Source organism: Azotobacter beijerinckii (genome assembly GCF_900110885.1).
In the GTDB taxonomy this organism is placed as follows: domain Bacteria; phylum Pseudomonadota; class Gammaproteobacteria; order Pseudomonadales; family Pseudomonadaceae; genus Azotobacter; species Azotobacter beijerinckii.
In genome coordinates this window covers 26,071-38,946 of the sequence record NZ_FOFJ01000018.1, presented here as the reverse complement: position 1 = coordinate 38,946, position 12,876 = coordinate 26,071, and the positions used below count along the sequence as shown (strand labels likewise).

At 65.8% G+C, this 12,876-nt stretch carries 11 protein-coding genes; 2 read left to right on the top strand and 9 right to left on the bottom strand.

Features of this window, described 5'->3' with window-relative positions:
• Window positions 1-14: 14 nt before the first annotated feature.
• From nqrE to BMY22_RS11105, 6 genes are all read right to left on the bottom strand, one after another.
• Window positions 15-623 (bottom strand): NADH:ubiquinone reductase (Na(+)-transporting) subunit E, encoded by a 609-nt coding sequence (nqrE, locus tag BMY22_RS11130; protein ID WP_090621973.1) that lies wholly within the window; start codon window positions 621-623, stop codon window positions 15-17.
• The gene (locus BMY22_RS11125; protein WP_170849297.1) at window positions 624-1,298 is read right to left on the bottom strand and encodes an NADH:ubiquinone reductase (Na(+)-transporting) subunit D; all 675 of its coding nucleotides are present in this window, start codon (window positions 1,296-1,298) and stop codon (window positions 624-626) included.
• Window positions 1,295-2,083, bottom strand: coding sequence for a Na(+)-translocating NADH-quinone reductase subunit C (locus tag BMY22_RS11120; protein ID WP_090621970.1), 789 nt, complete (start codon window positions 2,081-2,083; stop codon window positions 1,295-1,297). Before BMY22_RS11120 ends, BMY22_RS11125 begins: the two co-directional genes overlap by 4 nt.
• Entirely contained in the window at window positions 2,076-3,287 is a 1,212-nt protein-coding gene (locus BMY22_RS11115; RefSeq protein ID WP_090621968.1) for an NADH:ubiquinone reductase (Na(+)-transporting) subunit B, read from the bottom strand. Before BMY22_RS11115 ends, BMY22_RS11120 begins: the two co-directional genes overlap by 8 nt.
• Window positions 3,288-3,290: 3 nt before the next feature.
• Window positions 3,291-4,628: a Na(+)-translocating NADH-quinone reductase subunit A gene (locus tag BMY22_RS11110; protein WP_090621966.1), complete on the bottom strand. Its 1,338-nt coding sequence runs from the start codon at window positions 4,626-4,628 to the stop codon at window positions 3,291-3,293.
• Between the two features lie 308 nt (window positions 4,629-4,936).
• Window positions 4,937-6,403 (bottom strand): glyceraldehyde-3-phosphate dehydrogenase, encoded by a 1,467-nt coding sequence (locus BMY22_RS11105; protein ID WP_090621965.1) that lies wholly within the window; start codon window positions 6,401-6,403, stop codon window positions 4,937-4,939.
• Between the two features lie 140 nt (window positions 6,404-6,543).
• Here BMY22_RS11105 and mfd point away from each other — a divergent pair, with 140 nt between their 5' ends.
• Window positions 6,544-9,990 carry a transcription-repair coupling factor gene (gene mfd, locus BMY22_RS11100; protein ID WP_090621963.1) on the top strand — a complete coding sequence of 1,149 codons (3,447 nt, stop codon included), beginning with the start codon at window positions 6,544-6,546 and terminating at the stop codon, window positions 9,988-9,990.
• Between the two features lie 11 nt (window positions 9,991-10,001).
• Entirely contained in the window at window positions 10,002-10,526 is a 525-nt protein-coding gene (locus BMY22_RS11095; RefSeq protein WP_090621962.1) for a CsiV family protein, read from the top strand.
• Window positions 10,527-10,590: 64 nt separating this feature from the next.
• Here BMY22_RS11095 and BMY22_RS11090 read toward each other — a convergent pair whose 3' ends face one another.
• Genes BMY22_RS11090 through BMY22_RS11080 form a run of 3 tightly spaced genes read right to left on the bottom strand, consistent with a single transcriptional unit; the run spans window position 10,591 to window position 12,870 of the window.
• Window positions 10,591-11,328, bottom strand: coding sequence for an S-methyl-5'-thioinosine phosphorylase (locus BMY22_RS11090; protein ID WP_090621960.1), 738 nt, complete (start codon window positions 11,326-11,328; stop codon window positions 10,591-10,593).
• A 9-nt stretch (window positions 11,329-11,337) separates the two neighbouring features.
• Complete coding sequence (gene nagZ / locus BMY22_RS11085) at window positions 11,338-12,336, bottom strand: beta-N-acetylhexosaminidase (protein ID WP_090621958.1); 999 nt, start codon at window positions 12,334-12,336, stop codon at window positions 11,338-11,340.
• A gap of 9 nt (window positions 12,337-12,345) precedes the next feature.
• Window positions 12,346-12,870: a L,D-transpeptidase gene (locus tag BMY22_RS11080; RefSeq protein WP_090621957.1), complete on the bottom strand. Its 525-nt coding sequence runs from the start codon at window positions 12,868-12,870 to the stop codon at window positions 12,346-12,348.
• Between the last annotated feature and the right edge of the window lie 6 nt (window positions 12,871-12,876).

The window sequence follows — 12,876 nt, the reverse complement described above, 5'->3', positions numbered from 1 at the left end:
TGCTCATCCCGTCCTTACAGCTGTACGCCGGAGAAAGACATGAAGCCCAGGGACATCAGGCCAATGGTGATGAAGGTGATCCCCAGTCCCTGCAGCCCTTCGGGCACATCGCTGTACTTCAGCTTCTCGCGGATACCGGCGAGCAAGGCGATGGCCAGCGCCCAGGAGAAACCCGAGCCGACGCCGTAGACCACGCTTTCCGGGAAGTTGTAGTCGCGCTCGACCATGAACAGCGAGCCGGCCATGATGGCGCAGTTCACCGTGATCAGCGGCAAGTACACGCCCAGCGCGTTGTAGAGCGAGGGTACGTACTTGTCCAGGAGCATCTCAAGGATCTGCACGATGGCAGCGATCACCCCGATGTAGCTCAGAAAGCCGAGGAAGCTGAGATCGATATCGGGCAGGCCGGCCCAGGCCAGCGCCCCCTCCTTGAGCAGATAGGCATAGAGCAGGTTGTTGGCCGGCACGGTGATGGCCTGGACCACCACGACCGCGATGCCGAGACCGATGGCGGTCTCCACCTTCTTGGAAATGGCAATGAAGGTGCACATGCCGAGGAAGAACGCCAAAGCCATGTTCTCGATGAACACGGACTTCACGAACAGACTGATGTAGTGCTCCATTTAGTAAGCCTCCTTGTTCGAGACCTGCGGGGCCAAGCGATAGGCCGGCTGCTCGGCCTGATCCTTCCGCCAGGTGCGCAGCCCCCAGACGATCAGGCCGATGAGGAAGAAGGCCGAGGGCGGCAGCAGCAGCAGCCCGTTGGGCTGATACCAGCCGCCGTCGTTGACCACCGGAATGATGGTGAAGCCGAACAGCTTGCCGGCGCCGAACAGCTCACGAAAAACGCCCAGCACGATCAGCATGACGCTGTAGCCCAGGCCATTGCCGATACCGTCGTAGAACGACAGGGCCGGCGGGTTCTGCATGGCGAAAGCCTCGGCACGCCCCATCACGATGCAGTTGGTGATGATCAGGCCGACGAACACCGAGAGCTGCTTGGACAGCCCGTAGGCGAAGGCCTTGAGCAACTGGTCGACCACGATCACCAGCGAGGCGATGATCACCATCTGCACGATCATGCGGATCGAGCTGGGGATCTGGCTGCGGATCATCGAGATGAACATGCTCGAACAGGCCGTCACCAGGGTCAGCCCGATGGCCATCACCAGCGCGGTCTTCAGGTTCGAGGTGACCGCCAGCGCCGAACAGATGCCGAGGATCTGCAGGCCGATGGGGTTGTTGTTGAAGACCGGATTTAACAGGACTTCCTTGATGGTCGGTTGCGCCATGCTCAGGCCCCCCCATTGCGCAGGTTAGCGATAAACGGACCGAAGCCCTTCTGGCCGAGCCAGAAGCGCAGCAGGTTCTCGACGCCGTTGCTGGTCAGGGTCGCGCCAGCCAGGCCATCGACCTGATGGGTTGCTTTCGGACTTTGCGAATCGACGTTGCCCTTGACGATATCCACGGCCAGCTTGCCGTCCTCGTCGAACAGGGTCTTGCCCGGCCACAGGGCTTTCCATTTCGGATTGTCCACTTCGCCGCCCAGACCGGGGGTCTCGGCGTGCTGGTAGAAGCCCATGCCGACCACGGTATTCAGGTCGCCCTTGAGCGCCATGAAGCCGTACAGGGTCGACCACAGGCCGTAGCCGCGCACCGGCAGGATCAGGGTGTCGAGCTGGCCATCCTTTTCCACCAGATAAACGGTGGTGAAACGCTCGCGCCGCTTGATCGAGGCGATGTCCTGCTCGCCCGGCAGGGCGTCGGACAGTTTGGGGTCCTTGGCCGCCTTGAGCGGATCGAAGGTATTTACGTCCTGCGCATCGCTGAAGGTGCCGGACTCCAGGTCCACCACCTTGGCGACGATGCGTTCCTTGTACAGCGCCTTGACCTGCTTGCCGGACAGGTCCGCATCGCCCAGCCCGGCGATGGCCAGGATGCTGCGCTGCTTGTCCAGCTCCTTGTTCTCGATCTGGGTCGACTTCAGCGCCACGGCGGCGCCGGCGACGAACACCGAGCACACTAGGCAGACCACCAGGGCCACCGCCAGCGTGCGGACGGTGGATTCTTTCTGATTAGACATTGCGTGCCAGCCTCCGCTTGATGTTGGCCTGAACAACGAAATGGTCGATCAGCGGCGCACACAGGTTGCCGAACAGGATCGCCAGCATCATGCCTTCGGGGAAGGCCGGGTTGACCACCCGGATCATTACGACCATCACCCCGATGAGGATGCCGAACACCCACTTGCCGGTATTGGTCATGGACGCCGAGACCGGGTCGGTGGCCATGAACAGCATGCCGAAGGCGAAGCCGCCGACCACCAGGTGCCAGTACCAGGGCATGGCGAACATCGGATTGGTGTCGGAACCGATCAGGTTGAACAACGTGCTCAGGGCAATCATGCCGGCCATCACACCGGCGACGATGCGCCAGGCGGCGATCTTGGTCGCCAGCAGCACGGCTCCGCCGATGAAGATCGCCAGGGTGCTGGTTTCGCCGATGGAACCGTGCACGGTGCCCAGGAAGGCATCCATCCAACCGGCACCGGTGGCCACCACGCTATCGATGCCGCCGGCAGCCGCCAGACTCAGGGCGGTAGCACCGGCATAACCGTCGACTGCGGTCCACACCGCATCGCCGGACATCTGCGCCGGGTAGGCGAAGAACAGGAAGGCCCGGCCGACCAGCGCCGGGTTGAGGAAGTTCTTGCCGGTACCGCCGAACACTTCCTTGCCGATCACCACGCCGAAGCTGATGCCCAGCGCCACCTGCCAGAGCGGAATGCTCGGCGGCAGGATGAGGGCGAACAGCACGGAGGTGACGAAGAAGCCCTCGTTGATCTCATGCTTGCGCACCGAGGCGAACAGCACTTCCCAGAAACCGCCGACGATGAAGGTCACCGCATAGATCGGCAGGAAGTAGGCTGCCCCCTGGACGAAGCAGTCCCACAGGCGGTTCGGGTCGAACCCGGCCAGGGCGCCGGTCAGGGCGAAGCGCCAGCCGTCCTGGGCCGCCAGCAGCTCGGGGCTCTTGGCAAAAATCAGGTTGGCCTGGTAGCCGGTATTCCACATACCGAAGAACATCGCCGGAAAGGTGCAGAGCCAGACCAGGATCATCATCCGCTTGAGATCGATGCCGTCGCGCACATGGGCGGTGGTCTTGGTCACGCTGGCCGGACGGTAGAGAAAGGTGTCGACCGCCTCGTAGAGGGCGTACCACTTCTCGAACCTGCCGCCCTTCTCGAAATTGTGCTCGATCTTGTCGAGAAACGCTCGGATTCCCATCAATCAACCCTCCTTCTCGATACGGGCGAGGTTGTCCCGGAGAATCGGGCCGTACTCGTACTTGCCGGCGCAGACATAGCTGCACAGGGCCAGATCTTCTTCGTCCAGCTCCAGGGCACCGAGCTTCTGGGCCATCTCGGTGTCGCCAACGATCAGGCTGCGCAGCAACTGCGTCGGCAGGATGTCCAGCGGCATCACCTCCTCGTAGTTGCCGACCGGCACCATGGCACGCGGGCTGCCGTTGGTGGAGGTGGAGAAGGCAAAGCGCTTGTCTTCCGCCAGCGTGGAGACGAAGACGTTGAGCAGCGAATGCTTCTCCGTGCCGGCGCGCAGGTAGTGCAGCATTTCCCGCTCGTCGCCCTCCTTCAGGCAGGACACCTGCAGGTGATAGCGCCCCAGATAAGCGAAGGCGCCATGGGCACTGCGCCCACCGAGCAGCGAGCCGGACACCACGCGGTTGTAGCCGGGCTGCAGCTCGCCGGCGGTCAGCTCGTCGAGACTGGCACCCAGACGGGTACGCAGCAGGCGCGGACGCTCGACCACCGGGCCTCCCAAGGCGACGACGCGCTCGACCGACAGCCGGCCGCTGGTGAACAGCTTGCCGACCGCGATCACGTCCTGGTAGTTGATGGTCCAGACGCTCTTGCTGGCACTGACCGGATCGAGGAAATGGATGTGGGTACCGGCCAGACCGGCCGGATGCGGGCCGGTGAAGGCTTCGGCCTGCACCTTGGCCAGTTGCTCGCCGGGCAAGGCGACGCGGTCGGCCTTGCACAGGTAGATCTTGGCCAGATTGCCGAGCACCTTGAGGCCGTTCTCGAAGTCCGCCGCCTGCTCGGTGATGATCATCAGCGGATTCGCCGCCAACGGGTGGGTATCGACCGCGGTGACGAAGATCGAGCTGGGCGTCGCGTCGACCGCCGGCACGCGACTGAACGGCCGGGCACGCAGCGCAGTCCACAGGCCGGAACGCAGCAGGTTCTCGCGCACCTGCTCGCCGCTCAGGCTCTCCAGTTGCTCCGGCGCGTACTGGGCGAAGATTTCCTCTTCGTCGCCGTCCAGATCGATGACCACCGACTGCAGGACACGCTGGGCCCCGCGGTGGATGGCAGCGACGACACCGGCCCCCGGAGCGGTGTACTGGACACCCGGGTTCTTCTTGTCGCCGAACAGGACTTGGCCGAGCTTGACCCGGTCGCCGACCTGCACATTCATGGTTGGCTTCATGCCGTGATAGTCGAAGCCTATCACAGCCACACTGCGAGCCGGTCTCGCAGCTTCTATGCGCTGCACCGGCTCACCGGTTATGGGCAAGTCGAGCCCTCGTTTGATTCTGATCATAGGTTTTAGGCCTAACCCACTGATTTCAAAAATATTGCAAGACTCGAAAAAGACACAGAAAAGGGGCAATCGACGGCGAACCGCAACCGTCCCAGCGCTTTGCAGTCTCCGAATCCAGGAAAAAAATCCGCCCGATTATAAGGATGCCCCCGAATGATGACCACCCAAGGGCTTGTTTTTTTTATGTTTTCTTGAAAGGAAATCTCCCGTCCATGCCCTGCACAGCGCTGCAAGCGGTCGCGGAAGATCTGGAACAGAAAACTAAAACGGGAGCCCTGGGGCTCCCGTTTTGGCGGTCGGTGCAACGATCAGCGCGGGAAGGCCAGCGGATTGACTCCTGCCATCTCCTCCAGCACGCGTACCACCTGGCAGCTGTAGCCGAACTCGTTGTCGTACCAGACGTAGAGCACGACACGATTGTCGGTGCAGATGGTTGCTTCGGCGTCCACCACGCCAGCATGGCGGGAGCCGACGAAGTCGGTGGACACCACCTCGGACGAGTTGACGAAGTCGATCTGCTTGTGCAGGTCGGAGAACATCGCCACCTGGCGCAGATACTCGTTGATCTCGTCGCGCGTGGTGGGCTTCTCCAGGTTCAGATTGAGGATCGCCATGGAGACGTTCGGCGTCGGCACACGGATCGCGTTGCCGGTCAGTTTGCCTTTCAGTTCCGGCAGAGCCTTGGCTGCCGCGATGGCCGCGCCGGTCTCGGTGATCACCATGTTCAGCGGGGCACTGCGGCCACGGCGGCTGCCCTTGTGGAAGTTGTCGATCAGATTCTGGTCGTTGGTGTAAGAGTGCACGGTCTCCACGTGACCGTTGGCAATGCCGAACTTGTCGTTCACCGCCTTCAGCACCGGCACGATGGCGTTGGTGGTGCAGGACGCCGCGGAGACGATCTTGTCCTCGTCGGTGATCTCGCGATGGTTGATACCGTGCACGATGTTCTTCAGCGCGCCCTTGCCCGGAGCGGTCAGCACCACGCGGGCGGCACCCGGGCACTTCAGGTGCTGGCCGAGCCCCTCGGCATCGCGCCACTTGCCGGTGTTGTCCACCACGATGGCATCCTGGATGCCGTACTGGGTGTAGTCGACGGTGGTCGGATCGTTGGAGTAGATCACCTGGATCAGGTTGCCGTTGGCGAGGATGGTGTTGTTCTCCTCGTCCATGGTGATGGTACCGTCGAACGGGCCATGCACCGAGTCGCGACGCAGCAGGCTGGCGCGCTTGGCCAGGTCGTTGTCGGCGCCCTTGCGCACGACGATGGCACGCAGGCGCAGGCCGTCGCCGCCGCCGGTCTTCTGGATCAGGATGCGCGCCAGCAGGCGACCGATGCGGCCGAAGCCGTACAGCACCACGTCGACGCCCTTGTGCTGCTGGGTGCTCTGCTTGCCGACCACGTCGGCCAGCTCGTCGCGGACGAACTGCTCGACGGAACGACCGGCGGCGCCCTCCTTGTACTTGCCGACCATCTTGCCCAGATCGACCGAGGCGGCACCGAGCTTCAGCTCGCTCATGGCCTTGAGGATCGGGAAGGTATCGTGCACCGACAGCTCGCATTCGTCGCTCTGGCGGTGACGGGCGAAACGGTGGGCCTTGAGGATCGCAATCACGGATCGGTTGATCAGGCTGCGGCCGAAGATCGAGGTCACCACATTGCTGTTGCGATAGAGCTGGCCAATCAGCGGGATCATCGCCTCAGCGAGAGCCTCACGATCAATCCATTCACCAAGACACTGGTCGGGCTTCTGACTCACGGGTGATACCTTCCACATGTAGGGGCTGACAAAAATGGCTACATTATGACGACGCCAACACGGGTCGGCAATCTGCAGCGGACGAAACACTGACAGCAAAGCGCGCGGATAGTTACAATCGACCGGATATCAATTCTCCCCCGGAGCCACGCCTCCCCGTGTCTGTACTGCGTCTTCCGAGCCTGCCGGCCGCCTCCGGCAAACAACACTGGGGCAACCTGCAAGGCGCGGCGCCGTCGCTGGCGATCGCCGAGGCTGCCAATGCCGCCCAGCGCTTCACCCTGCTGCTGACCGCCGACAGCCTGAGTGCCGAACGCCTGGAACAGGAGCTGCGCTTCTTCGCCCCGACGCTTCCGGTGCTGCAGTTCCCGGACTGGGAAACCCTGCCCTACGACCTGTTCTCGCCCCACCAGGACATCGTCTCCCAGCGTATCGCCAGTCTCTACCGCCTGCCGGAGCTGAGCCACGGCGTGCTGGTGGTGCCGATCACCTCCGCCCTGCACCGCCTGGCGCCGAAATCCTTCCTGCTGGGCAGCAGCCTGGTACTGGACGTCGGCCAGCGGCTCGACGTGGAGCAGATGCGCCAGCGCCTGGAGGCGGCCGGCTACCGCTGCGTGGAAACCGTCTACGAACACGGCGAATTCGCCGTGCGCGGCGCGCTGATCGACCTCTTTCCGATGGGCAGCGAGCGGCCCTACCGTATCGACCTGTTCGACGACGAGATCGAGACCCTGCGCACCTTCGAGCCGGAAACCCAGCGCTCGATCGACAAGGTCGAGTCGATCCGCCTGCTGCCGGCCCGCGAATTCCCGCTGCAGAAGGAGGCGGTCGCCGTCTTCCGCGCCCGCTTCCGCGATCGCTTCGACGTCGACTTCCGCCGCTGCCCGATCTACCAGGACCTCTCCAGCGGCATCACCCCGGCCGGCATCGAGTACTACATTCCGCTGTTCTTCGAGGAAACCGCCACGCTCCTCGACTACCTGCCGGCCGATACCCAGGTGTTTTCCCTGCCCGGCATCGAACAGGCCGCCGAACAGTTCTGGAACGACGTGCGCAACCGTTACGAAGAACGCCGCCACGATCCGGAACGCCCTCTGCTGCCGCCCGGCGAACTGTTCCTGCCGGTCGAAGACTGCTTCGCCCGCCTGAAGGACTGGCCACGGGTGGTCGTCTCGGCAGAGGATCTCGAGCCCGGTGTCGGCCGCGAACGCCTGCCCACGCGCCCTCTGCCGGCACTGGCCATCGACGCCAAGGCCAGCCAGCCGCTGGCGGCCCTGGCGGGCTTTCTCGACGCGTTCCCGGGCCGCGTGCTGTTCACCGCCGAATCGGCCGGGCGCCGCGAGGTGCTGCTGGAGCTGCTGGCGCGCCTCGGCCTCAAGCCGCGCGGCGTCGACGGCTGGCCGGCCTTCGCGGAGAGCGGCGAACGCCTGGCCATCGCCGTCGCCCCGCTGGACGAGGGCCTGCTGCTCGACCAGCCGGCCCTGGCGCTGGTAGCGGAAAGCCAGCTGTTCGGCCAGCGGGTGATGCAGCGCCGGCGCCGGGAAAAGACCCGCGACGGCGGCGACAACGTCATCAAGCACCTCACCGAGCTGCACGAAGGCTCGCCGGTGGTGCACATCGACCACGGCGTCGGCCGCTACCGCGGACTGGTCACCCTGGAGGTCGAGGGCCAGGCCGCCGAGTTCCTCATGCTGGAATACGCCGAGGAGGCCAAGCTCTACGTGCCTGTGGCCAACCTGCACCTGATCGCCCGCTATACCGGCAGCGACGATGCCCTCGCCCCGCTGCACCGGCTCGGCTCGGAACAATGGCAGAAGGCCAAGCGCAAGGCCGCCGATCAGGTCCGCGACGTCGCCGCCGAACTGCTCGACATCTATGCCCGCCGCGCCGCCCGCGAAGGCTTCGCCTTCAAGGACCCGGCCGCCGACTACGCGACCTTCAGCGCCAGCTTCCCCTTCGAGGAAACCCCGGACCAGCAGGCCACCATCGACGCGGTACGCGCCGACATGCTGGCGCCCCGGCCGATGGACCGCCTGGTCTGCGGCGACGTCGGCTTCGGCAAGACCGAGGTGGCCATGCGCGCCGCCTTCATCGCCGTGCACGGCGGCCGGCAGGTAGCGGTGCTGGTGCCGACCACCCTGCTCGCCCAGCAGCACTACAACAGCTTCCGCGACCGCTTCGCCGACTGGCCGGTGAAGGTCGAGGTGATGAGCCGCTTCAAGTCGGCCAAGGAAGTCGAAGGCGCCATCGCCGCCCTGGCCGAGGGCAAGATCGACATCGTCATCGGCACCCACAAGCTCCTCCAGGACGACGTCAAGTTCAAGAACCTGGGCCTGGCGATCATCGACGAGGAACATCGCTTCGGCGTGCGCCAGAAGGAACAGCTCAAGGCCCTGCGCAGCGAGGTGGACATCCTCACCCTGACCGCCACGCCGATCCCGCGCACCCTGAACATGGCGGTGGCGGGCATGCGCGACCTGTCGATCATCGCCACCCCGCCGGCGCGCCGGCTGTCGGTGCGGACCTTCGTCATGGAGCAGCAGAACGCGGTGATCAAGGAGGCGCTGCTGCGCGAATTGCTACGCGGCGGCCAGGTCTACTACCTGCACAACGAGGTGAAGACCATCGAGAAATGCGCCCGCGAACTGGCCGAGCTGGTGCCGGAGGCGCGCATCGCCATCGGCCACGGACAGATGCGCGAGCGCGAGCTGGAACAAGTGATGAGCGACTTCTACCACAAGCGCTTCAACGTGCTGGTGGCTTCGACCATCATCGAGACCGGCATCGACGTGCCCAGCGCCAACACCATCGTCATCGAGCGCGCCGACAAGTTCGGCCTGGCCCAGCTGCACCAGTTGCGCGGGCGGGTCGGGCGCAGCCACCACCAGGCCTATGCCTACCTGCTCACCCCGCCGCGCAAGCAGATGACCGAGGACGCGCAGAAGCGCCTGGAGGCCATCGCCGACGCCCAAGACCTCGGCGCCGGTTTCGTCCTGGCTACCCACGACCTGGAGATCCGCGGCGCCGGCGAGCTGCTCGGCGAGGGCCAGAGCGGGCAGATCCAAGCCGTCGGCTTCACCCTCTACATGGAAATGCTCGAACGTGCGGTCAAGGCCATCCGCAAGGGCGAACAGCCCAACCTCGAGCAGCCCTTGGGCGGTGGCCCGGAGATCAACCTGCGGGTACCGGTGTTGATCCCCGAGGACTATCTGCCGGACGTGCACGCCCGCCTGATCCTCTACAAGCGCATCGCCTCGGCCGCCGACGAGGAGGAACTCAAGGAGCTGCAGGTGGAAATGATCGACCGCTTCGGCCTCCTGCCGGAGCCGACCAAGCACCTGATGCGCCTGACCCGCCTGAAACTGCAGGCGGAACGGCTCGGCATCGCCAAGATCGACGCCGGGCCGCAGGGCGGGCGCCTCGAGTTCGCCGCCCACACCTGCGTCGATCCGCTGGTGCTGATCAAGCTGATCCAGGGCCAGCCGAACCGTTACAAGTTCGAAGGCGCCACCCTGCTCAAGTTCCAGGTGCCGATGGAGCGCCCGGAAGAACGCTTCAATACCTTGGAGGCGCTGCTCGAGCGCCTGACTCCGCCATCCGCTTAAGGACAGACTCCATGCGTGCGCTACGCCTACTTCCCCTACTGTTCGCCCTGCTCGCCTCGTCCACGTTTGCCGAGGGGCTCTATCAGGTCGAACTGATCCTGTTCCGCCAACCCGGCGATCCGCTGCCGGCCGGCCAGCCGCCGGCGGAGAACTGGGCGGCCGGGGCGCAGGCCCTCAACGACACCAACCGCCGGACACCGGCCCTGGAGGAGCAGGCGGCCAAGCTGTCCGCTGCCGAGGGGTACCAGGTGCTGCTGCACCAGGCCTGGCAACAACAGCTGGGCGCTGCGCCGAACCGGATGGCGCTGAGCGTCGGCAAGGAGCGTCACGGTCACTTCCCCATCGAGGGCACGCTGAGCCTGACCCAGGGCCGCTACCTGGATGTCGCGGCGGAGTTCTGGATCAATCGCTTCGACAACACCGGCTTTCTCGCCGGCAGCGAGCGCCTGAAACAGACGAGCCGCCTGTCCGCCGGACAGCTGACCTTTCTCGATCACGGCAACCTGGGCCTGCTGATCCGGGTGAACCCGCTCTGACGATCCCCCCGCAAACGAAAAAGGACCGCCGCGGCGGTCCTTTTCATTTGCACGCCGCGCCGATTCAGGCTGCCAGCACGCGCCCCAGCACCGCCTTGGCCTTGCCCATGCCCTCGCCCAGGGCGTGCTCGATGTCGGCCATGGTGATCAGCGCGCTGCTCTTGCCGGCCGCCGGATTCACCACCAGCGCCAGACAGGCGTAAGGCAGCCCCAGCTCGCGGGCCAGCGCCGCCTCGGGCATGCCGGTCATGCCGACGATGTCGCAGCCGTCCCGCTCCAGACGGACGATTTCCGCGGCGGTTTCCAGGCGCGGCCCCTGGGTGCACGCATAGACCCCGTGCCCGCTGAAGGCGCAGCCCTCGGCCAGCAGCGCCGCGATCAGCCGCTGGCGCAGCCCCTCGTCGTAGGGATGGCTGAAGTCCACATGGGTGACCGCCTCCAGCTCGCCCTCGAAGTAGGTGTGGGCGCGGCCGTAGGTGTAGTCGACCAGTTGGTGCGGCACGCAGAAGTGTCCGGTACCCATCGCCGCGTGGATACCGCCGACGGCGTTCACCGCGAGGATCGCCTCGGCCCCGGCCTGGCGCAGGGCCCAGAGGTTCGCCCGGTAGTTGACCTGGTGCGGCGGGATCCGGTGCGGATGGCCGTGGCGCGCCAGGAACAGGACCTCGCGGCCGGCGTACTCGCCGCGCAGGATGTCTGCGGAAGGGGCGCCGTAGGGCGTCTCCAGCGGCAGGGACTGGCGAATGCCCAGCCCTTCCAGCTGGGTCAGGCCGGTGCCGCCGATGATCGCATGGACCGTCATCTTATCTCCTCAATCGATCAGCCGGGCCTCGCGCAGACTCTCGAGCGCGCACAGCCAGCGTGGGTTTTGCTTGTAGTCGAGCCCCGGGAAGGCCCGCCGGCGCATCCGCGCCAGGCGGGGCGCCGGCTTCGCGCCGAGGCGCTGCAGGGCGGACAGCGCCAGCTCGGCCGCCGCCCGGTCGTTGCACACCAGCCCCATGTCGCAGCCGGCGGCGAGCGCCGCCTCGATCCGCGCCGCCGCATCGCCAGCCACCTGGGCACCGGCCATCGACAGGTCGTCGCTGAACACCACCCCGTCGAAGCCCAGCTCGCCGTGCAGGATGTCCTGCAGCCAGCGGCGGGAAAAGCCGGCCGGCTGCGCATCCACCTGCGGGTAGATGACGTGCGCCGGCATCAGCGCGTCCAGCTGCCCGCCAAGGCGCTGGAAGGGCAGCAGATCCTGGCCGCGGATCGCTTCGAGACTGCGCTCGTCGGTGGGGATGGCCACATGGGAGTCCGCCTCCGCCCAGCCATGTCCCGGGAAATGCTTGCCGGTGGCGGCCATGCCGGCGGCATGCATGCCGCGGATGAAGGCCCCGGCCAGTTGGACGACCGTCAGCGGATCGCCGCCGAAGGCGCGCGAGCCGATCACCGCGCTGCGCCCGTGGTCGAGGTCCAGCACCGGGGCGAAGCTGAAGTCGAGCCCCGCCGCCAGCACCTCGCTGGCCATCAGCCAGCCGCACGCCTCGGCCAGCCGCTCGGCCTCGTCGTGGCCGGCCAGCGCGCCCATCGCCGGCAGACGGACGAAGCCCTGGCGCAGGCGCTGCACGCGGCCGCCCTCTTGGTCCACGGCGAGCAGCAGATCGGGACGCACGGCACGGATCGCCGCGCAGAGTTCGCGAACCTGGACGGGGTGCTCGATATTGCGGGCGAACAGGATCAGGCCGCCCACCTCGGGCTGGCGCAGCAGGCGGCGATCCTCGGCGGTCAGCCAGGTGCCGGCGATGTCCAGCATCAAAGAGCCTTGCATGGAAAATCCTTAAGTGAGATCGGCCATCGCCCAGCCGGGGCACGGCGCTTCTTCGATCCGCACGCGGCAGTGCAGAGGCACGCGCGGGTAGAGCTCCAGCAGGTCGGCGTTGCGCAGGCGCACGCAGCCGTGGGAACGCGGTACTCCCATGGGCTCGCTGTCGGGCGTGCCATGGAGGTAGATGTAGCGGCGGAAGGTGTCGACCGCGCCGAGCCGGTTTCGCCCGACTTCGCAACCGCTCAGCCAGAGAATCCGGGTGAGGATCCAGTCGCGCCCGGGAAAGGCCTCGTGCAGCTGCGGCGTCCAGATCTCGCCGGTCCAACGTCGCCCACGCAGCACCGCTCCTGCGGGCAACCCCTCGCCGATCCTCGCCCGCACCCGATGCAGCCCGCGCGGCGTGCAGCCGGAGCCGGACTGCTCGCCGGGGCCGTTCAGGGCGGTGGAAACCGCCAGACGCAGGACCAGTTGGCCGTCGGCAAAGCCGTACAGCGCCTGGTCCGCCAGGGAGATATGGAGAAAATCGAGAGGTCGCATGGGCGG